At 52.4% G+C, this 19,094-nt stretch carries 22 protein-coding genes; 8 read left to right on the top strand and 14 right to left on the bottom strand.

Going from position 1 to position 19,094, the window contains the following annotated elements; all coding sequences use genetic code 11:
* Nucleotides 1-32: 32 nt before the first annotated feature.
* Nucleotides 33-2,426 (top strand): CDC48 family AAA ATPase, encoded by a 2,394-nt coding sequence (locus tag HY394_06085; GenBank protein ID MBI4053575.1) that lies wholly within the window; start codon nt 33-35, stop codon nt 2,424-2,426.
* A 122-nt stretch (nt 2,427-2,548) separates the two neighbouring features.
* Here HY394_06085 and HY394_06080 read toward each other — a convergent pair whose 3' ends face one another.
* Nucleotides 2,549-3,184: a site-2 protease family protein gene (locus HY394_06080; GenBank protein MBI4053574.1), complete on the bottom strand. Its 636-nt coding sequence runs from the start codon at nt 3,182-3,184 to the stop codon at nt 2,549-2,551.
* Nucleotides 3,185-3,310: 126 nt separating this feature from the next.
* Between HY394_06080 and HY394_06075 the strand changes: the two genes are divergently transcribed.
* Nucleotides 3,311-3,502, top strand: a complete 192-nt coding sequence (locus HY394_06075) for a hypothetical protein (protein MBI4053573.1) — start codon at nt 3,311-3,313, stop codon at nt 3,500-3,502.
* Nucleotides 3,503-3,515: 13 nt separating this feature from the next.
* On the top strand, nt 3,516-3,986 hold the full coding sequence (locus tag HY394_06070) for a hypothetical protein (GenBank protein ID MBI4053572.1): 471 nt from the start codon (nt 3,516-3,518) through the stop codon (nt 3,984-3,986).
* Here HY394_06070 and HY394_06065 read toward each other — a convergent pair.
* The 8 genes from HY394_06065 to HY394_06030 form a co-directional block, all read right to left on the bottom strand.
* Nucleotides 3,951-4,322, bottom strand: a complete 372-nt coding sequence (locus HY394_06065) for a hypothetical protein (protein ID MBI4053571.1) — start codon at nt 4,320-4,322, stop codon at nt 3,951-3,953. The genes HY394_06070 and HY394_06065 overlap by 36 nt on opposite strands.
* 1 nt (nt 4,323) lies before the next feature.
* Entirely contained in the window at nt 4,324-4,791 is a 468-nt protein-coding gene (locus HY394_06060) for a hypothetical protein (GenBank protein MBI4053570.1), read from the bottom strand.
* Nucleotides 4,784-5,125, bottom strand: coding sequence for a hypothetical protein (locus tag HY394_06055; GenBank protein ID MBI4053569.1), 342 nt, complete (start codon nt 5,123-5,125; stop codon nt 4,784-4,786). Before HY394_06055 ends, HY394_06060 begins: the two co-directional genes overlap by 8 nt.
* Entirely contained in the window at nt 5,122-5,700 is a 579-nt protein-coding gene (locus HY394_06050) for a hypothetical protein (protein ID MBI4053568.1), read from the bottom strand. The genes HY394_06055 and HY394_06050 overlap by 4 nt, the downstream gene beginning before the upstream one ends.
* Nucleotides 5,701-5,724: 24 nt before the next feature.
* Nucleotides 5,725-6,285, bottom strand: coding sequence for a winged helix-turn-helix transcriptional regulator (locus HY394_06045; protein MBI4053567.1), 561 nt, complete (start codon nt 6,283-6,285; stop codon nt 5,725-5,727).
* Between the two features lie 10 nt (nt 6,286-6,295).
* Nucleotides 6,296-6,574, bottom strand: coding sequence for a hypothetical protein (locus HY394_06040; protein ID MBI4053566.1), 279 nt, complete (start codon nt 6,572-6,574; stop codon nt 6,296-6,298).
* Between the two features lie 221 nt (nt 6,575-6,795).
* The gene (locus tag HY394_06035) at nt 6,796-7,623 is read right to left on the bottom strand and encodes a TIM barrel protein (protein MBI4053565.1); all 828 of its coding nucleotides are present in this window, start codon (nt 7,621-7,623) and stop codon (nt 6,796-6,798) included.
* A gap of 4 nt (nt 7,624-7,627) precedes the next feature.
* Nucleotides 7,628-7,807, bottom strand: coding sequence for a hypothetical protein (locus tag HY394_06030; protein ID MBI4053564.1), 180 nt, complete (start codon nt 7,805-7,807; stop codon nt 7,628-7,630).
* Nucleotides 7,808-8,122: 315 nt separating this feature from the next.
* Here HY394_06030 and HY394_06025 point away from each other — a divergent pair, with 315 nt between their 5' ends.
* On the top strand, nt 8,123-9,298 hold the full coding sequence (locus tag HY394_06025; protein MBI4053563.1) for an AAA family ATPase: 1,176 nt from the start codon (nt 8,123-8,125) through the stop codon (nt 9,296-9,298).
* Between the two features lie 92 nt (nt 9,299-9,390).
* Nucleotides 9,391-10,149 carry a class I SAM-dependent methyltransferase gene (locus tag HY394_06020; protein MBI4053562.1) on the top strand — a complete coding sequence of 253 codons (759 nt, stop codon included), beginning with the start codon at nt 9,391-9,393 and terminating at the stop codon, nt 10,147-10,149.
* A 3-nt stretch (nt 10,150-10,152) separates the two neighbouring features.
* Here the strand turns inward: HY394_06020 and HY394_06015 are convergent, their stop codons facing one another.
* The gene (locus HY394_06015) at nt 10,153-10,533 is read right to left on the bottom strand and encodes a hypothetical protein (protein ID MBI4053561.1); all 381 of its coding nucleotides are present in this window, start codon (nt 10,531-10,533) and stop codon (nt 10,153-10,155) included.
* A gap of 96 nt (nt 10,534-10,629) precedes the next feature.
* Here HY394_06015 and HY394_06010 point away from each other — a divergent pair, with 96 nt between their 5' ends.
* A complete protein-coding gene (locus HY394_06010) occupies nt 10,630-12,261 on the top strand; it encodes a hypothetical protein (GenBank protein MBI4053560.1) in 1,632 nt (543 codons plus the stop codon).
* A gap of 106 nt (nt 12,262-12,367) precedes the next feature.
* On the opposite strand, the gene HY394_06005 is transcribed toward HY394_06010, so the two are convergent.
* Entirely contained in the window at nt 12,368-13,558 is a 1,191-nt protein-coding gene (locus HY394_06005; protein MBI4053559.1) for a redox-regulated ATPase YchF, read from the bottom strand.
* 61 nt (nt 13,559-13,619) lie between these two features.
* Here HY394_06005 and HY394_06000 point away from each other — a divergent pair, with 61 nt between their 5' ends.
* The gene (locus tag HY394_06000; GenBank protein ID MBI4053558.1) at nt 13,620-15,026 is read left to right on the top strand and encodes a replication factor C large subunit; all 1,407 of its coding nucleotides are present in this window, start codon (nt 13,620-13,622) and stop codon (nt 15,024-15,026) included.
* On the opposite strand, the gene pheT is transcribed toward HY394_06000, so the two are convergent.
* From pheT to HY394_05985, 3 genes are read right to left on the bottom strand one after another with little or no spacing between them, the layout of a single operon-like run.
* The gene (gene pheT, locus HY394_05995) at nt 15,023-16,702 is read right to left on the bottom strand and encodes a phenylalanine--tRNA ligase subunit beta (protein MBI4053557.1); all 1,680 of its coding nucleotides are present in this window, start codon (nt 16,700-16,702) and stop codon (nt 15,023-15,025) included. The two genes, HY394_06000 and pheT, sit on opposite strands and share 4 nt — an antisense overlap.
* A 5-nt stretch (nt 16,703-16,707) precedes the next feature.
* Complete coding sequence (locus tag HY394_05990; protein MBI4053556.1) at nt 16,708-17,148, bottom strand: hypothetical protein; 441 nt, start codon at nt 17,146-17,148, stop codon at nt 16,708-16,710.
* The gene (locus HY394_05985) at nt 17,145-18,617 is read right to left on the bottom strand and encodes a phenylalanine--tRNA ligase subunit alpha (protein ID MBI4053555.1); all 1,473 of its coding nucleotides are present in this window, start codon (nt 18,615-18,617) and stop codon (nt 17,145-17,147) included. Before HY394_05985 ends, HY394_05990 begins: the two co-directional genes overlap by 4 nt.
* Before the next feature lie 57 nt (nt 18,618-18,674).
* On the opposite strand from HY394_05985, the gene HY394_05980 reads away from it, so the two are divergent.
* Nucleotides 18,675-19,094, top strand: coding sequence for a hypothetical protein (locus HY394_05980; protein ID MBI4053554.1), 420 nt, complete (start codon nt 18,675-18,677; stop codon nt 19,092-19,094).

Here is a 19,094-nt window from a genome sequence, read left to right as displayed (position 1 = left end):
CTTTTCATGTTCTATCTTTTTCGGGAGCTTTTATGCCTGAAAGCAGGGAAATTGTCCTGAAAGTCGAGGAAGCCGACCCCACTCACGTCGGCCGCAACATTGTCATGCTTGACAGGGTGACAAAGCAGTCTCTTGACGTCACTTCCGGCGACATCGTTGAAATCGAGGGCTCAAAGCGCACCGCCGCAGTCATCTGGCCGGCGCGCGCCGAGGATGAAGGCAAGGGCGTTATCCGCATGGACTCCTACATCAGGCGCAATGCGGGGGTAGGCCTGGGCGAAAAGGTTTCAGTGCGCAAGGCTGAGGTAAGGGAGGCGCAGAAAATAACCCTTGCCCCGACTCAGGAAGTCCGCATAATCGCGTCAGGCTACGACCGCATACTCAAAAAAAGCTTTCTCGGCAGGCCGGTTGTAAGGGGCGACAGCGTCTGGGTTTCGGCTTTCGGCTCCGGCTTTGTCTACAAGGTCATTGAAACCGCGCCGAAAGGCATTGTCAAAATAACTGATTTTACGCAGCTTGTGCTGAAAGACAAGCCGGTGAAAGGCGAGCTGGAGGGGATTCCGCAGGTCGCATACGAGGACATCGGAGGATTGGACGAGCAGATAACCAAGGTGCGCGAGCTCATAGAACTGCCGATGAAGCATCCTGAGATTTTCCGCAAGCTCGGCATCATTCCGCCAAAAGGAGTGCTGTTGTTCGGCCCGCCCGGAACCGGAAAGACACTGCTCGCAAAAGCCGTGGCAAATGAAACCAACGCGCATTTCATTTCAGTGAGCTCTCCGAGCATAATGAGCAAGTTTGTCGGCGAGGCCGAGGAAAGGATCAGGGACATTTTCAAGGAAGCCGAGGAAAACGCGCCTTCGATAATATTTTTCGACGAAATCGACGCGATTGCGCCCAAGCGCGACGAGGTCATTGGAGAGGTGGAGCGCAGGGTTGTGGCGCAAATCCTTTCACTCATGGACGGCCTCGAGGCGCGGGGGAACGTTGTCGTGATTGCCGCCACAAACCGGGTCAACTCGATTGACGAGGCACTGCGCAGGCCGGGGCGGTTTGACCGCGAAATAGAGTTCGGGGTCCCTGACAGGAACTCGCGCAAGAACATTCTGCAGATCCACACGCGCGGCATGCCCCTGGCGAAATTCTTTTCGCACGGCAACGAGTCCAAGCGCAGGCTTTCCGCAACCGAGGAAAAAATCCTTGACGCCTTCAATTCCAACTCCAAATTTGAAAAGGACGAGTTGAAGAGGGCATTGCGCGAAAAAGAGCTGAATGCAAGGGAACGGGACAAGGCGTTCGATGAAACGTATTTTCCGTGCCTGAAAACGCTTGTCGAGGAAAAGCTTGTCAAGGAAAACGATTTCGACCTCGACTATTATGCGGGGATAACGCACGGCTTTGTCGGCGCTGACCTTGAAAGCCTGACAAAGGAAGCGGCAATGAAGGCATTGCGCCGCTACCTTCCGAAAATCAACCTCAACGAGGACACGATTCCCGCTGAATTGCTTGAAAGCATGGAAGTAATGAAACGCGATTTCCAGGACGCACTGAAGGACGTGCAGCCATCCGCCTTGCGCGAGATAACAATCGAGATTCCGAACGTGAAATGGTCGCAGGTCGGGGCGCTTGACGCAGTCAAAGCAGAACTGATGCAGGCAATCGAATGGCCGCTCAAATACCCTGATGTTTTCAAGAAAATGGGGATAAGGCCTCCGACCGGAGTATTGTTGTTCGGCCCGCCCGGAACGGGAAAGACGCTTCTGGCGAAGGCGGTCGCAACGGAAAGCGAGGCCAACTTCATTTCAGTGAAAGGCCCCGAACTTATAAGCAAATGGGTGGGGGAAAGCGAGAAGGGCATAAGGCAGATTTTCAGGAAGGCGAGGCAGACCGCGCCCGTCATAGTTTTCTTCGACGAAATCGATTCGATTGCATCAAGGCGCGGCTCGGTAACGGATTCCGGAGTGACCGAAAGAGTGGTGAACCAGCTTTTGACCGAGCTTGACGGAGTGGAGGCGCTGAAAAACGTCGTCTTCATCGCCGCGACGAACCGGCCGGATTTAATCGACCAGGGCTTGCTCAGGCCGGGCAGGATTGACAAGCTCATAAAGGTGAATGCTCCGGACGAGAAAGGCAGGCTTGCAATCCTGAAAATCCACACAAGAAACGTTCCACTGTCAAAGGAAGTTTCCCTTGAGGCCATTGCCGGCCAGACAAGAGGGTTTTCCGGCGCCGACCTGGAAGGGTTGGTGAGGGAAGCCGCGCTGATTTCCCTGGACAAGAACAAGATGAAGGCAAAGCAGGTTCTTCCGGAAGACTTTGCGGATGCGCTCAAAAAAGTCAGGCCATCCGTCAACGAAGAAACCGAGGAAGCCTACGAAAGCTTCGAAGACCACTATTCGGATTTCAGGCCAAGCTACGTGAGATAGTTTTTTTTCCAGGGGCGTGCGAGGGGGCGGAGCCCCCTGCCATAGTTTTGATTTCAGGCCGAGCTATGTCAGATAGTTTTTACGTCAGATAAATTCTGCACGATTAATTTCTAATTCTGATTTCAAAGTATGCCCGAAAAATAGAACAGGAAAAGCAGCGGCACGAAAACAACGCCCCAGATTACCGGGTTCCAGACTATGACCTTGCTGCCGTCAAGCGGCGGAATCGGCAGCATGTTGAAAAACGCAAGGTAGAGGTTGATTATCGCGGCAAACAGCAGGACGCCGGCAATGAGCCCGGAAGGGAAAAACATCGCGGAAAAAATGCTCAACAGGAAAAGCGCTAGCGCCAGGGCAATGTTGATTGCCGGGCCGACAAGCGAGATTAAGCCGTTCTGCTTCCTTGAAATGCTTTCGGAATAGATGTACGTCGCGCCGGGAGCCGCGAAAATGAATCCGAAGCCCGTGAAGAAAGACATCGCGCCGAGCAGCAAGGCCAGGCCCAGGCCGAAATCCCATTTCCTGAAGCCCGCGCTTGCGCCGTAATGTATGCCGGCAAACTTGTGGCCGAGCTCATGGAAAATGAAGCCGGTGCCGACCGCGAGAAAGCTTGTCGCAAAGGAAAACAGCAGGCCGCCGTTACGGGCAAAGCTCAATCCGAACGCGATTGACAAGGCAACCCACGCAATAAGCAAATCCCGTTTTTCCCTGTCATCAATCAGCGACGGCCAGTCGAATACGCTTAATTTGGCTTCCATAGGCAAGGATATTGCATCGAACCATTAATAACTTTTTTCCCGTTTTTTTTCCAATACCGCCGGCGCGGTATGGCAATCGTCGAATTCCTGCGTTGCCTTTAAAACTTTTCCGCAAACGGTTCCGTCATGTTTCGGGCACTTTCGCAAATTTTTTCCGAAGAGCACGGCCAGATTTCCGTCGAACTCATAATAGTTTTGGCCGCGGTGGTCGCAATGGTTTTGCTGCTCGTCTCGCAATTGCAGGAAACTGGCAGCGAGGGCGCAAAGGTCATAAACAAGAAGACCGGCGAAATTTTCAAGAAAATAGACGAAATCTGAAGTGGTGCTTGGCGTGGCTGCGTGTGAGACAACGGCCATTCTCCCCGCAAAACGCGGGCAGGGCATGCAGGGGCAGGCGAGCATGGAATTCCTGCTCCTGCTTGCGGCAGGCCTTGCACTTCTCGCTGTTTTTGCCTTTGCGTGGGACAAAACGCTCTGGCTTGCCCAGGCTTCTTCTGAAACCGCCAAGGCAAGGTCGTTCGCGGACAGGCTTTCGGCAGCTTCAATGGAACTCGCTGTCCTGGCGGACGGGTCAAGGAAAACGATTGCCGCGCAAAACTCGGCTGAATGGCGCGCATCCTCAAATGCAGGAATGCTCGAAATTTCCCTGAACGCGGCGTCCGGCAGCGGGGAAGAATTCTCCAAAACACTTTCAACTGAACTTTCGGGCCGGATGGAAGACTTTGATTTTTTTCTTCCGCCAAAATCCGTTGTGGCGCTTGAAAAGTCAGGCGGCGTTGTCCGCGCAAACGCCGACCCTTAACACGGTTTTTTTGAGATTTTCGTCGAGGAAAAACGCTTGAGACACGGCAAAATCCCCGCATTCCCGGGCATTCTCAGGCGTGCCTGCTTCAAATGTTTTCCCGTTGATTGAGACAAAACCATGGCGGCCGGGAAAGGAAAACAGGAAATCTTTTTCCATTTCCTGAATTTCAAATTTTGCCTCTTTAACCCAGATTTTCAGCAAGTCGTTTTCCTTCTGCAGCACGTATAAATCAGAGAGGCTTTTGGCGGGCGGCGGCTGGAGTGCCAGGACCGCAGCCGAAAACAGCAGGAGGCTCACTGCGGCCTCCATTGACAGGTAAAATCCTTTCCCCAATTCATTCACCGCAAACCCTTGCCCTGAGAAGCGCCTTTTTCATGCCTCTGAGAACAAGCCTTTCGGTCGCAATGCAGTTTTTCGCGCCGGCACGCGCATCACGGAATATTTCCACGGAGTTCCCGTCAAAATACGCGATTGAAACGCTTTCGACAAAAATGCTTCCGCGCAACTGCGCAAACCGCATGCCTTCAAGGCTTTCAGGCAGGGCATTGCTTTCAACGCGCCCCGCCCCGGCATTGAATGCAGCCATTCCAAGCAATGCGTTGTTTTCATCGCGGTTTTTCACCATGGAGTCGGCGAGGAAAAACGCGGTTTTCTGCATGGAAACGCTTTCGCTTTCCGCGGTTTTTTCGTTGAGGCCTGAAATGCGCGTTTCGGAAACCAGGAAAAACAGGAACGCAAGGCTCACGAACGCTATCGCCAGGTCGGCGGAAAAGAATGCCCCGCCCTGGTTTTGTTCAGGCATAATGTTCCGGTGCCATTGTTTCAAGGCCCCCATCTCCTGATGCCGCGGACTTTTCCGACAGGGTTTTTTCCGAAGCGGTTTTTCCGAAAGCCATTCCTTCAACTCCCCCGGCGGTTGGAGCGCATCCGTATTTTCCGGAAAAGCCGAGGGAATTGCTGAAAACCGCGTCCGCCACAATCGCGCATGACTGCGCTTCGGCTTTCGCGACAAGCTTTTTTTCGGCTTCGGAAACCGCGTTCTCCAAAAGCGCCTGCCCGGACAGGAAAAACGCCGCAGCGGAAAGAATCAGCGCAATCGCGGCCATCGCTTCCACGCTTGCCTGGCCATTGCTCAACCGACCACCACAACTGTTTTAGAGTACCCTGCAGGCAGGAAAAAAACCGTCATGGTTTCATTGTCTTCGGAGACAATCCGGCCAATCACTGCGCTGTTCCTGTAAAGCCCGCCGGAAAAATGGTATTCCGCAATCCATGCCCCGCCGGCCAGTTCCACGAACGCAACCGAATTCCGGCCAATGAATTCCATTGAAAGTTTTTCCTGCGCCGCCGCGCCGGCGTTTTCAGAATACCGGTTTCCGTAAACCGTTGCTCCGGAGAATTCGAGGTTTCGCGGCCGTGCATTTTTTTGCGTTTCCAGGAAAAAGGAAAAAACCTTTTCGTCCAGCGCAAGCTTCAATTGCGCCGGATCCGTGCTTCCGAGGAGAATCTGCCTGCGCATTGTTTTTTCCACGACAAAATCGAGGTTGTTTTCAACGTTCGACCGGAGCATGTTCTGGCTTTCAAGCTCCATTGCAATGCGATGCGCTTCGGAGAACGAGCGGAACGAGGAGGATTGCCTGCCCGCCGACTCCGTTGCGGCGAGCAGGAAGAAAATTACCAGAACAAAAGCGAAAAAGCCTTTTCCGCGCATCAAAGGATTGCCGGAAGGCCAACCTTAAATTCCTTCGCCTTTTTTCGACAATCGCGAAAGAAGATATGCCAGGGCAATCACAAGGGCAATGACTATTATGGCGTTCAGGACAATTGGGTCGAAGCCCGCCGGTGCAGGAATCGTCTGCGGCACTGTGGCAGTTTCCGTCCGAAGGGCATCGGCGGCGCTTCCGGCAATGCCGCTTTCGGAGGCGGTCTTCTGCATTGCCTGCAATGGCACGGCAGTTCTGCCGAACTGGCCGACAAGATTGAAAAGCATGACAACCAATGCAACGAACGTTGCCGCCATTACAATGAGGATGTTTGTAGAGTCGTTTTTCTGGATTATGCCCCTGCCTTTCCTTGACAGAGCATAATACTTCCATTTCCTGTTTTCCCCGACCGGTTCTATGAGCCCGGCTCCGGACAGCATGTCAAGGTGCTGTTTCACTGTGGGCGCTGCAAGGCCGAGCTTTTTTGAAATCTCGGACATAGTGTGATTGCGTTCCGCGAGCAGCTTCAGGATTTTCGCGCGCGTGCCCGAGGACAACGCCTTGAAATCGCTGTGCGACAATGTTACGTCCATTTTGCTCCGCTCACAGTACTGCAAAGAAACCGAAAAAGCCCAGAATGAACAGTATAAAAATCAGGATTGCGATGCCCCTGCTATAATAGGACAGCAATGCGATAAGGATTGGCGCGAGAACAACAGGGATTATGTACTGGGGCCTGTTTGTCGCGACAAAGACGCCGATGATTATGCCGGCTGCAAGCAGCAGGAACAGGAACCCGACAAAGCGCTGGATGCTCCTCGTTATCCATGCCCCAAGCCGGTTATACCACCGGTCAGCCGGGCTGCCTGGCGAATAGTGCATAGAATAATTATTTCGCGGCCATGTTTATATATATTTCCCGGCGGTTTCGCCCGCAGCCGTCTCGTCCGGCTGGTACGAACTAAGGCGTATTGCTGTTGCAATACGCCGAGTATGCTGTTTGTGCATAAGTGGTATTGCGCAAGCAATACCACGCAAGGGGTTTGCAAGGCACTGCCCTGCTCGCATAGGCCGGACTGGTGGCGAAATCCGGCTTGGCTGGATTATTTCTGTAAATAACAGTTTTTCATTTTCAATGCGTCTTCCTCGACGTTCGGCGATTCGCAGACCACAACGCCTTTCACTCCGAGCTTTTTGAATGCCTGGATTGCCGGCTCGAAGTGGAACCTGTTGCCGGGGTCGCCGAAAACGAGGTGGTTTTTTTCGCCTTTTTCGCCGAAATTCATGCCTGACATGTGGACGTGCAGGAAATCGAGCCATTTTTTGGGCAACTGCCTGAGCACTGCTTCGAATTCCTGCAGCGAAGTCATTTTGCCGCCGGTCCGCGCGTGCAGGTGCGCGAAATCGATGCAAGGCTGCACGCCATCCAGTTCCTTTCCCAAAGCAATGACTTCTTCGAGCGACCCGAACTGGCTTTTCTTTCCGCTGACTTCCGGCGCGAGAACGGTTTTCACGCCCTCCGATTTCATTTTGTCAAGTATTTCCGAGACCGCCTTTTTTATGTTCGCGTACGTTTCCTCCGGCGTCGCCTTGACGTAATAGCCTGCGTGGAAGCAGATGGATTTTGCGCCGGCTATCGCGCCGATGCGCGCGCTTTCAAAGACGAAGCTTTTGCTCATGCCGACAGTCTGCTTTTTTTCCGAATTCAGGTTGATGTAATATGGCGCGTGCACCGTCAAAGTGATGCCGTTTTCCTCCGCCGCCTTTCCCAATGCCTCCGCCTGCGCCTCTTTCATGTAAACGCCGCGCACGAACTCTATTTCCATTGCATCCAGGCCGAGGCTTTTGATGAAAGGCATTGCGCCCTCGCTCCTGCCTTTGTAGGAGAGGGGCATTCCCGCCGTGCCAAACAAAAGTCCCTGTTTTGCCATGCAATCACGCAAGCTTGTTGAGGCCGCCGGAAATCGCGGAAACCGAATGCGAGGCGCTTGAAACCGTGGTGTTCGCGGAATTCGCGATTATTGCGAGCAAGGCGATTATTGCAATAAGCAGAACGATGCCGAGCATGATTTTTTCAGCCGAAACCCTGTCAAAAATGCCTTCGCCGAACCTCATGCCAATAATCTTGTTTCAGGTTGTATTAAAAGCTTGTTTTTTTTTTGCGGGCAGACGGGCTCTCGCGCAGCGGGTACTTTTACTGCAGCTCCAAATTTTTTTTACTGTCGCTTACCCGGCTTATTGTAGCAGCAATAAGCCTTAATCCCGACCAGGGAGCTCCGCGTCTCGCACGCCCCCGAAAACTTTAATGTTACTTACTCGGCGTATCACAACAGTGATACGCCTTGGTTCCGAACCAGCCGGACGGAACCGGCTGCGGACGAAACCGCCGCCCGATGCATTTTTATCCGTTTTAAGCAATATCTTTTCTGCATGCCGAATGTTTTCGAGAGAAAGGGCAGGGAAGCTCAGGTTTTCCGCAGCGAGGCAGTGCTGTACCCTGAGCATGTGCCGGCTGTCCTGCCGCACAGGGATGCGGAAATCGACGCGCTTGTCTTTGCATTGAAACCGGTTTCAGAGGGCAAGAAGCCGCAGCACGTTTTTGTTTTCGGGAAAACCGGAACGGGAAAGACCGCGAGCGTCAAATTCGTTTTGAACGAGCTTGAGGAATTTTCGGACAGGGCGAAAGGCCTTTACCTGAACTGCTTTGAGTACAATTCCCGCCACTCGATCCTGTCGGCAATCGCAAACTTTTTGAAGGCGGCTGTGCCGAGGCGCGGGATCGCAACCGACGAGGTGTATTCGAAAATCCTTGAAATGCTCAAAAAAGCGGATTTTGCTCCGATAGTTGTGCTGGATGAGGCGGAACAGCTGCTTGCCGAGCCGGAAGAGGCCAAGGTTTTCTATGACCTCCTGCGCGTCATAGAGTTTTGCGACAAGCGCTTCGGCCTCATACTGATTTCAAACGACCCCGCACTGGTTTCAAGGCTTGACGAGCGCGTGAGAAGTTCATTGCACGTGCAGGACATTGCCTTCAACCCCTATTCACCGAAGCAGCTGAAGGACATACTTGCGGAAAGGTGCAAGTATGCGTTCCTGCCGGGAAGCCTTGACGATGAAGTCATAAACGTCGCGGCCGGCCATGCCTCGCGCCTTGGCGGGGACGCGAGGATTGCGATTGAATGTTTGTGGCGCGCGGGCAAGGAAGCTGAAAAGGAGAATTCGCAGAAGGTTTCCATTCTGCACCTGAAAAAGGCGTTCGCGCTTGTCGACGAGCACCCGTTCAAAAAAGTCCTTCCCTCGCTGAATGATTCCGAACTCCTGGTTTTGCAATTGCTTTGTTCGCATGACGATGCGCTGTCAGGCGAGCTTTTCAAGGCGTTTTCGGAGAAGTCCGGGCAAAAGCTTTCATTGAGGAGATTTCGCGACATTGTTTCAAAGCTTGAGCATTTGAACCTTGTCAGCGCGCCGCTCGTTGAAAGCGGAATGCATGGCAAGTCCCGCAAGATTTCACTCGCGGTTTCTTCAGCATTGCTTTCAGAGGAAATGAAAAAGCTGCACGCGGCAGGAAATTCCCCGAATGTTGCCGGCGCGCAGAAAAAGGCGTGATTGGTTTGGCTTCGGAACCACCGCGTGCAAGGCGACGGCGTTTTCTTGTTCCGCACGAGGTGAAAATCTTTGCTGATGCGGATCCTTGGTCTGTGCCGAGCGTGAGAGCGGCCCAGGCAACAGTGCCTGCGGATCCGCGCCTTTTACATCATCTCGGCATTGAGCCTGGCAGCAAAATTCTTTTTTTCGCCGGCTACACCGGCAATTGGGCAAAGGCTTTGGCGGAACAGGCGGAAGTCCATTTCACGGACGCTTCCGCCGGCATGGTGCGGCGTGCAAGGCTTTTGCAGGAGCAGAATCCTGAGGGCACGCGCATCCGTTCGTTCAGGACGCGTGAAGCGTCAAGGATTCCACTTTCCAAAAACAGGTTTGACTGGAGCGTTTCATTCGAGCCTTTTCCGCTGTATTGGGGCGGTGGCCTGCCATTGTCGTTGTTGCGCAGCCTTCTGAACCGCAAAGGGGCAAAAATAGTTATTTCCAATCCGGATAATGTTGGATTTGAACGGAATGTACTGGCTGTGATTGCGCGCGCTTATGGCGCGTCCTGGAACAAAAGGGAATTCGATTTGCTTGTCAGGGAAGGCCCGTTTGCTTCCGGTCGGCCGGAGCCGAAAAGCCATGCAGTGTTTTCGCTTGAAACAAACGACCCGGCGCGGCATAAGGCAATGCAGGATTTGAAAGTTTTGCGCGCGTGCCGCACGGAAGGCATTGAAACACTTGACGGCCTGTTTTCCGAGCCGCATGTCATGCGCCTGGGCATTTCACGGGAACAGCTGCTTGAAAGCCTCAGGCGCCTGAACGTGCTCGGAAGGCTTGTGAGGCCCGACCTGACAAAGTCAATTGGCGAATAGCCCTCACTTTTTCGTTATGAACGGCAGGCCGGTGCGCGGGTTTTCCTTTATGCGGTAGCCCTGCGGGACAACGATTGAGCTTCTGCTGTCCTTTGAGAAGTAAAACAGCCTGCCCTTCTGGTGCAGATAATATGTTATGCCCTTCTGGTTTGTGTACGAAAAACCGCTTTCGGAAACCTGCGGCGCCGCCGGCAGTTTCAATTCCGTTGCGGCTTTTGCAGTTTCCTTTCTTTCCTGCAACTTTTCGTTGAGCAAAAGCAATGCGTAATTGTAAGTGTCAAGGATGTTTTCGGCGTTGATGCTTTCCTTGGCGCCCTTTGATGCGAGATTGTAATAGTAGATTTTTGTTATCTCCAAAGCGAGTTCCTGCTTGTCCAAAACCATAAAAACGCCTCCCCCAGATTAACTCTGCGCGGTGAAATGTTTTTAAACATAAACATGCGCTATACTTCATGTTATAATTTTTGTTGGGGTGGTGTTTTGGCGAAGAGAGCTCTTATCCGAAAAAAGGTAGCTATTGAAAACATCAAGCCGGTTGTGAAGGAAGCCGTTGAAGCCGGGAAGGCGGCGGAAAAGGCGCTGAAACAGCTTGAGCAGACAAAGGGTGTTGCAAGGCAGCCTGTCGCAAAGGCCGTGCCGAAAAGAGCTTCAAGGCGAAAGGCCGCGAAAAAACCCGCCATAAGAACTGCAAGGCCCGTGAAAGCTTCTGTTAAAAGGGCTGTTAAAAGGGCTGCTGCAAAACCAAGGCCCGCCAGGGCTGCAGGAAAGATTGCAAGGCCGGCGAAAGCAAGGGCAATAAAGCCTGCTGTCGTAAAGCCGGCGGTTGCAAAAAGGCCCGCGCAGAAAAAGCCGGTGAAGAGAAGGAAGCCGCTTCCGGTCAGCTCGAAGATTTTCGCTGTAAGGGTCGGCTCAGTCAAAAAAACGATTGACGCCAACAAGAAGGCTGCATTGAAGCGCGAAAAAAGGCAGGCCGGTTCCCTGAAAAAGCTGAAAAAGGAAATTTTGAAGGTTTCAAAGGTTTCCACCACGCTCAACAAGCTTGAAACACAGACAAAAAATAATTTGAAAGGCTTCTCCGACAAGTTCGGCGAGGTTGAAAGAGTAGTCGAAGCCAACACCAGGAGCCTGACAGAAATCAAGGCGCTTGTTTCAAGGCCGCCTGAGGAAACGAAGGGCACGGTCGAGGAAATAAAGACTTTGATCCGGGGCAAGTTTGTCGACTTTTCCTCTGCTCTGGAAGTGCACGGCATAAGGATCGGCAAAATCGAAAGCAGGCTCGACAGGCTTGAAGCGCCGGTTGAAGAAAAAGCCAGGCCAACCCCTGCGGTTGTTGCCGAAGCAAGGCCTGCCGTGCTGGCTGAAGCGAAGCCATCCGTTAACGAAACCGAAATAACCGAGCCTAAAAAGCCGGAAGCAGTTGCGGAAGCGATTCCATTGCCGGCTCCGCCGACAAGCAAGGAAATAGCTTTGCACGACACTGTCAACGACCTGAAGGCAAGGGTTTCCGGCCTTGAAGAAAAGGTTGCTGGCCTGCCAAGCAATGAGAGGGTCGACGGCATCGAAGCGAGGATTTTCGAAAAGCTTGACCGGCTGAAAAGCGAGCTCGGCGAAGCCTCTGCAACAGCAGGTTCAGCGGAAAGCGTCAAGGAAATCAGGCTGAAAGTCTCGGACCTTGAAGAAAAGGTTTCGGCTCTGCCGGCTGACTATTCTTCGCCAAGGCAGGTTGACGACCTCAGGCGCAAAATGCTCGAGTTCGAGGACAGGTTCCTGTCACAATCGGATGATGACAGGGCAAAGCTCACCGAAAAAAGGATTTTCGACGAGCTCGACATAGTCAAGCAGCAATTGAAGGAAGTCATTGACTCCAAGGTTGTAGTGCAGCCGGAAACAGTGACAATCGCAAAGAAAAGCGTTGACGAAGTGGCGCACGACATTGTCGACCTGTACTTCAGGGAAATCGCGCGCCTCGGCTTCAAGCGCAAGCTTGACCTGGAAGACACGGTAAAGGCATACGAGTTCGTGCGCAACAAGCTTCTGGCCCACCAGACAGTGACGCCGGAAATGATCGAATCTGAAATAAAGGCGCAGAAGTTCAAGAAAGAAAACCAGTGAATAGATTTTCATTTGCCGGGTTTTTTCTTTCCCGGTTTCTTTCTTATTTTCTTTTTTTTTCTTTTCCTGTTTTTTTTTGCTTTTTTTTAGTTCTTTTTTTTCCTGTTTAGTTCTTGAGCAGTATCTTGACGACGTCGTTGTGCTTCAGTTCCGCGTCCTCTCCCAGCTTCAATCCCGTTTTGCAGTCGATTGCGCCGATGTACTTCGGCCCGAAATCGGTGTGAATCTTTATCGCAAGGTCTTTCGGCTTCGAGCCGCGCTTCAGAAGGTACGCGTCCGGCAGGCAATTTCCCTTGCCTGAAACCCATTTGTTCTGGTCCTGCACGGGATATACTGCTATCAGGTCCAGCAGTTCGAAAACCGCTTTGTTCAGGCAGTCCTGCACGCCGGTCGAACCGAACTTTTCGAGAACAGCCGCCTTGATGAAGTCAAGCGCCTTCACCTGCTTTTCGGGCAGGTCCTTGAGCACTTCAAAGCCTTTTGCGCCCGGCAGATATTTTATCACGCCGGCCCTGTCCGCCTTCCGCAGTGCAAGCTCGGCTTCGGCACAGCATTCCACGAAAATTTTGCCGGGAAAATCGTGCCTGAGCCTGTCAAGGTTTTCGCGCGCGGCCGGCAAATCCATCTTGTTCGCGGCTATAAGCATGGGCTTGCTTTTTTCGCGAATCTTCGAACTGAACCGAAGAATTTCATCCTCGTTCCATTCATCCGGCACTGCGGAAAAATTTTCCTTTTTCAGCACCTCTTTTATGTCATCCTCGGTTATGCCCAAACCCGTGAGCTGCAATGCGAGGATTTCCGCGGCCTTTTTCGTGACGGTCGCCTGCTTGGAAATCTTCTGCCAGTTTTTCGTCAGGATGCTTTTGATCCAGTAATCCATTTCGCGCTCAAGGAACAGCACGTCTTTCGCGGGATCGTGGTTTCCCGCGCCGACTGCATTGCCTTCCGCGTCGGTGGAGCCGGAGGCGTCAAGGACGTGGATGAGGGCATCCGCCTGTATCAGGTCGTTGAGGAACTGGTTGCCCAATCCTTTTCCCTGCCAGGCGCCTTCGACAAGGCCGGCAACGTCAAGCAGTTTCACGGGAATATAACTTTTGCCGTTTTCGAATTTGTAATTCACGGGCTGCGGAACCTTGTGGCTTTCGACTCCGGGATTTTCCGAAACGACGTAGCCGACGCCGTGGTTCGGCTTTATCGTTACGAACGGCCTGTTGCCGATTTCCGCGTCAACCATTGTTGCAGCGCAGAAAAAAGTGCTCTTGCCCGAATTCGGTTTTCCGACAATGCCTGACAGCATGCAAATCGCACAATTTTTGCCTGCAAAACAAATAATACCCTTTTGCCGGCAAGATTGTTTCATGTCTGAGCTTTTCACAGACAAATTTTTACCGCAAACCTTTCCGGAATTCGTGGGCAACACCGAAGCCGTTTCATTCGTGCGAAGATGGGCTGACGACTGGAATGCGGGCAAAAAAGGCAAGGCACTGCTTTTGTATGGCTCAACCGGAACGGGAAAAACGTGCCTTGCACTGCTGACCGCGAAACTTTCCGGCTGGTCGGTCTTTGAAATGAATGCAAGCGACCTGCGCTCGAAGGACGTAATCGAAAAGCTTGCAGGCGCGGCTTCGCAGGGCTCAAGCCTTTCAGGGCAGAAACGGCTTGTGCTGCTGGATGAAATCGACGGCCTGCAATCAGTTGACAGGGGCGGCGCTGGGGCGATCCTTTCAATCATCCGCGAATCGCAGAACCCGGTCATTCTCACGGCAAACGACATTTACGAGAACCAGAAGCTCGGGCCTGTGCGCCAGGCCGCGGAGTTGGTGCAGTTCAAGAAAATAAATTACCTTTCAATTGCAAAGCGCCTTGGCGAGATCTGCGAAAAGGAAAGCATTCCATTCGACCACGAAGCCCTGAAAGAGCTTGCAAAGAACTCTGCCGGTGATTTGCGCTCGGCACTGCTTGATTTGCAGGCACTCGCAGACGGGGTTTCAATGGAAAGCGTGAAAGGCCTCGGTTCAAGGAACAGGCAGGACAACATTTTCAGCGTTCTCCAGCGCATTTTCCGCGCGAAAACCTTTGCCGAGTGCCAGAGTGCGCGCTTTGAAAGCGAGGTTCCGCAGGACCTGCTTGAAAGATGGGTCGAGGAAAACATTCCCGTTGAGTTCACCAAGCAGGAAGACCTGGCCGCGGGCTTCGACTGCCTGTCGAAGGCAAGCATTTTCAACGGCAGGATTTTCCGGCGCCAGAATTACGTGCTGATGAAATACGCCGCCGACCTTTCCACTGCGGGGGTTGCGCTTTCGCGGAGCAACGACTACCATGGCTGGGCAAAATACCAGTTCCCAAGGCTGCTGAGAACGCTTTCCTCGGGCCGCGCTGAAAAGGCCCTCAAGGCGGGAATGTGCAAAAAAATCGGCGGCAAAATGCATTCGTCGTCGAAAGAAGTGATGGTGCACGACCTCGCCTTCATCAAAATGCTGTTCGAAAACAAGGAGTTTGCGCCAAGGCTCGCCGCGGCTTTCGACCTGGACGAAAACGAAATCGCTTTCATGCTTGAAACGAAACCGGAAACAAAAAAAGTGAAAACAATTCTGGAGCAGGCGCAGGAAATCAGGGCAAAATCCTTATTGGAAAAAAGGACTGCCCTTGCGGGAGTAGACGGAAAATTCCTGCAAAAAACGCAAGTGCCCGAGCCGGCAGAAAAAGCGGAAGAAAAACAGGCTGCGCCGGAAGAAGAAACCGGAAAGCAGACAAAGCTCTTTTAGATTTCCATTTCCAGTACCGTTGCCGGCATCTCCAACCCGAAGGCTTTCAGGGTTTCCTCCGAGACTTCGCCTAAAAACCCTTTTTTTCCTTCAACCGTTATTTCCGCGGACATGCCCTTCCTGAGGAACCCCCTTTTTGATTCCGCGAGCCGGCACTTCACGCCCAGGTTTGAGCATACTGCCTCGAGCAGTGACTTTATTTCAGTGAAATTGGTTTTGCGGCCTGCAATCGCAACCGCCAGAACATTTCTTTCCTCGACTCCGTTGTCGTTCTCCGGGTTTTCGCTGACAACCTTTCCGATTTCAAATATCCTCTGCGGGTATTCGACGTTCTTGTTTTTTGCCAGGAAGTCGAGCAGTTCCGGCACAAGCATTTTCCTGTAAACGGCCCAGTTTTCGGAAACCGGGTTGAGGATTTCGACAAAGCTTTCGCCCATGGCCTCTTTTGCAAGCTTTTCCGAAAAGCTTTCGCCCTTGAGCCCCATCAGTTTCTCCTGCTTTTCCCTTGACGTCAAGGTAAACGTGAGGACTTCCTGCAGGCACAATCCGACGCAAATTTCCCTGGCAATTTCATGCAGTTTCGCTTCCTGCATTTCCGCGCCAATCGTCGGAACATTCACCGGCAGCGGATTTATTTTGTTGTATCCGAACGCAACAATTATGTCCTCTGCCACATCGACCGGATGCAGTATGTCCTGCCTGAAAGAAGGATACGAAACTTCGATGCTTTTGCCTTTCGGTTTCGCGTCCACGCGGCTTTTTTTGAGCAGTTCGATTGCCTGCTTCTGCGAAAGTTCGAGGCCGGAAATATCGTTGATGTAATCCAGCCCTATCAGAATTTTTTTCGGGGAAAAGTCAGGTGTAACGATTTTTTTGTTCCCGTATTTCACGGAAACGCTTTCAACAATGCCTTTCCTGTCCGCCAAGGCGGAAACCATCACGCATAACGCGACGTTCACCGCGTTCTGGTCGGAACCTGTAACTTCGACAAACAGGTTTCTTGTATTTTCAGTGACCTTGCCCGTGAAATCGGAGTTGATTACCGGCGGCATGCTTGCAACATTTTTCGCGGAATCGATGACAATCGGATAAGCAGGAAAGTCCTTGAGAAGGTGCGCGTATTCCCTGCCTTTGGGGTGCAATTCCAGAATCTCGTCCAAGTCCAATTCGTTTTTGAAGTCAAGCGGAGTGAATTTCAGCTTTCTCGGATGGAATGCCTTGTAATGTATTGGCGGCTTCATCCTGTCAAAATCGTACAATCCGATCGCAGCCTCTTTCCTGCGCCTGCCGAAAGTGAGCGTGACCTTTTCCTGCAATTGGATCATCTGCTCAAGCAGTTTCGGCGTTACCTTCACGTCCCAGACGACCGCGCCCGCGATTTTCGGGCGGATTTTTTCAACGCTTTTGTCAACAAAGATTTCAACCCTTCCCTTTTTGACGGAAAATTTTGGCAGGCCCTTTTCCTTTCCCAAAAAACCTTTTACCTGCCTCGCAATTCCCTCCGTGCTCCAGAAGTCCGGGCGGTTGGTTTCCTTGACGTCAACGCGCAGCCTGTCACCCTCAACTAATTCCAGTTCGCCTTTCACGCAAAGCAATGCCTCTTCCAGCTCGGCAGGCGAAAACTTTTTTCCGCAAAGGCTTTCCAAATCGGATTTTGAGATTTCAAGTGTGGGCATTTTTTTCACTTCCCCAGGTTCCTGTGCGGCAGAATTTTTCCGGCAACCCGCTTTAGCCTTTCTCTCCAAGACTTTCGCGGCGCGGCTCCGTGGTTTTGCGCCTGCTCTGTGGCCCTCGCCATGTCGGAATGCGTCCCGAACCTTATTCCCCAAGTGTTCTCTAAAGCTATCAGTTGACGGGTGTTGCGATATGTTCCCAGAACTTCGCCGACCGTGTTGATAACCATTGCTTCAAGTTCCGGGTTTCTTATCCTGACAACATGGTTCCTTGCATTATACTCCGCCCACAGTTCGGCCAACGCTCTCAGGTTTTCTGCAACAATTGTCCCGTTTCCCTGGAACGGGTCTTCGCTCAATTCTCGCAATGTTTGCGCTGTCCTGCCAAGTTCTGCATTGAGTTGCGTTGACGGAAGGTGTTTGACTCGCCTGCCAGGTTCCTTCGTCAAACTCTCACCATCTTTTCGTTCCGCAGCCATTCCAAATCCGTTGAAAACAATTGGCGAATGTCCTTGATTCCGAGCTTGAACATTGCCAGCCTGTCGATGCCGAGGCCCCATGCAAGGCATTTTCCTTTCACTCCCAACTGTTCGGTGAATTCCGGCCTGAAAATGCCGGCTCCGCCGAATTCAATCCAGCCAAGCGTAGGGTGCTTTGCGGAAAGCTGAACCGATGGTTCGGTGAAAGGATAGTAATCGGGATAAAATTTGACTTCTTCCGCGCCCGCGATTTCGGTTGCAAACTGTTTCAGCATTCCAAGCAGGTGCCTGAAATTGAAGCTCTCGTCGACAATGAAGCCTTCCATCTGGTTGAACTCGTTCAAATGCGTCGCATCGACAACATCGGGCCTGTAACAGCGCGCCAATGCAAAGTATTTTCCCGGCACTTCCACTCCGCCTGCAACCTGCCTTGCAGATGCGGCAGTGCCGTGCGCGCATGGCATGAGCCTTTGCGCGATTTGTTCGCTCCAGCCGTATTTCCACCCGGCACTTTTCGTTTTTCCGCCGCTTTCGTGCGCCTGTTTCACCAATGCAACCAGTTTCTTGTCCGGCAGTTTTCCCTGCACCGGCCGCTTGAGCTGGTAAGTGTCGGTCCAGGTGCGCGCGGGATGGTTCTGCGGCTGGAACAAAACGTCGAAATTGTAGAATTCCAGTTCGACTAAGCGGGTGGGCATTTCCCGGAAGCCGAGTTCGACGAGTTTCCTGCGGATCTGCGAAAGGAACTGGATGTAAGGCTGCCTTTTGCCGGCAAGCATTCTCGGCACAGGGTCGAAAATGTTGTAAGTTCTTTCCGCGGCGCTTTTGCCTTCGATTATTTCAAGCGCCTTTCTGCCGGCATCGCTGATTTTGGCGGTGCGCGTCGTAGTTTCCTTCTCCTGGCAGATGCCCCTTTTCACCAATTCTGCGAGAATTTCCTGTTCCGGCATACTGCCTGTTTCAATTGCTTCAAGCGCCTGCTCTTCAGCGGATTTTTTTTGCGCGAATTCTTTTGCGACTTCCGTGAGTTCGAGCACCGGGCCCTGCTCCGAGGGCAAGACCATGATGAACGCTTTCGCCTTGTTCCATCCGAGCGCGAATCCGAATTCGGCTTTTCCAAGGCCGCTTTTTGCAAGCGCGTCCTTCATTGCAAGCTTTCCGCCGCTTTTCCGGACCGAGTTCAAAAGCCTTTTTTCGGGCAGGCCTTTTTCAAGGCAGTCCTTTCCCGCGGGAGTGAGTTCGGCCGAGCGTGCCTTTTCTTCCCTGACCCCAATCAGGCCTTTCTGCTGCAGCCAGGCAAACGCCCTCCGCACTGAGTCGATGTTGATGCCGCCTTCCGAGCAAACGGTTTCCTCGGTTTTTTCCTTTCCGCCGGCAAGCTGTTTGAGCGCCTTCCTTTCGATTTCGCTCAAAGCCCTTGCAGTGCCTTCGATGCTTTCCATTTTTTCACCGGGTTAAAACACTATAATATAAAGCCTTTTTTTAATAAGCTTTCTTTGATGCTTTACCTTCTCGATTCTTCCGCCATAATCAATGATTTGAACTTCGAGTTGCGCGAAAATGAAAAGTACGTGATGGCGAACGTGTGCCTTGACGAACTTAAGGATTTCCGCGCCAAAAGCGTTGCTGAAACTGGCATGAGGCAGGGCAGCCTTTTTGTGCGCGACCCTTCAAAAGAAAGCCTGCTGAAGGCGGCTGCGATTGCAAAGGAAAAAAACTATTTCAAGCTCAGCAAAGCAGACCTTTGCGTTGTCGCGCTGGCCATGGATTTGAAGGCGGAAGGCGCTTCTTTTTCTGTCGTCACGGACGACTTTCTGGTGCAGAACTTTTTGAAACTGCTCAAACTGCCGTTTGAACCTGCCTTCCAGGGCAAAATCAAAAAGCTCCGGGTTTTCGGCAAAAAGCGCGCCCAAGCCTGA

It is taken from the genome of Candidatus Diapherotrites archaeon, from assembly GCA_016205145.1.
Taxonomy (GTDB): Archaea; Iainarchaeota; Iainarchaeia; order Iainarchaeales; family JACQJH01; genus JACQJH01.
Note: the sequence above shows the minus strand (reverse complement) of the source record. Positions and strands in the feature narration are given on the sequence as shown.

Bases quoted from the DNA above. Each gene is read 5' to 3' on its own strand.
- HY394_06085 (MBI4053575.1), top strand. From the start codon at position 33: ATGCCTGAAAGCAGGGAAATTGTCCTGAAAGTCGAGGAAGCCGACCCC.
- HY394_06080 (MBI4053574.1), bottom strand. From the start codon at position 3,184: ATGGAAGCCAAATTAAGCGTATTCGACTGGCCGTCGCTGATTGATGAC.
- HY394_06075 (MBI4053573.1), top strand. From the start codon at position 3,311: ATGTTTCGGGCACTTTCGCAAATTTTTTCCGAAGAGCACGGCCAGATT.
- HY394_06060 (MBI4053570.1), bottom strand. From the start codon at position 4,791: ATGCCTGAACAAAACCAGGGCGGGGCATTCTTTTCCGCCGACCTGGCG.
- HY394_06050 (MBI4053568.1), bottom strand. From the start codon at position 5,700: ATGCGCGGAAAAGGCTTTTTCGCTTTTGTTCTGGTAATTTTCTTCCTG.
- HY394_06045 (MBI4053567.1), bottom strand. From the start codon at position 6,285: ATGGACGTAACATTGTCGCACAGCGATTTCAAGGCGTTGTCCTCGGGC.
- HY394_06040 (MBI4053566.1), bottom strand. From the start codon at position 6,574: ATGCACTATTCGCCAGGCAGCCCGGCTGACCGGTGGTATAACCGGCTT.
- HY394_06035 (MBI4053565.1), bottom strand. From the start codon at position 7,623: ATGGCAAAACAGGGACTTTTGTTTGGCACGGCGGGAATGCCCCTCTCC.
- HY394_06030 (MBI4053564.1), bottom strand. From the start codon at position 7,807: ATGAGGTTCGGCGAAGGCATTTTTGACAGGGTTTCGGCTGAAAAAATC.
- HY394_06025 (MBI4053563.1), top strand. From the start codon at position 8,123: ATGCCGAATGTTTTCGAGAGAAAGGGCAGGGAAGCTCAGGTTTTCCGC.
- HY394_06015 (MBI4053561.1), bottom strand. From the start codon at position 10,533: ATGGTTTTGGACAAGCAGGAACTCGCTTTGGAGATAACAAAAATCTAC.
- HY394_06005 (MBI4053559.1), bottom strand. From the start codon at position 13,558: ATGCTGTCAGGCATTGTCGGAAAACCGAATTCGGGCAAGAGCACTTTT.
- HY394_06000 (MBI4053558.1), top strand. From the start codon at position 13,620: ATGTCTGAGCTTTTCACAGACAAATTTTTACCGCAAACCTTTCCGGAA.
- pheT (MBI4053557.1), bottom strand. From the start codon at position 16,702: ATGCCCACACTTGAAATCTCAAAATCCGATTTGGAAAGCCTTTGCGGA.
- HY394_05985 (MBI4053555.1), bottom strand. From the start codon at position 18,617: ATGGAAAGCATCGAAGGCACTGCAAGGGCTTTGAGCGAAATCGAAAGG.
- HY394_05980 (MBI4053554.1), top strand. From the start codon at position 18,675: ATGCTTTACCTTCTCGATTCTTCCGCCATAATCAATGATTTGAACTTC.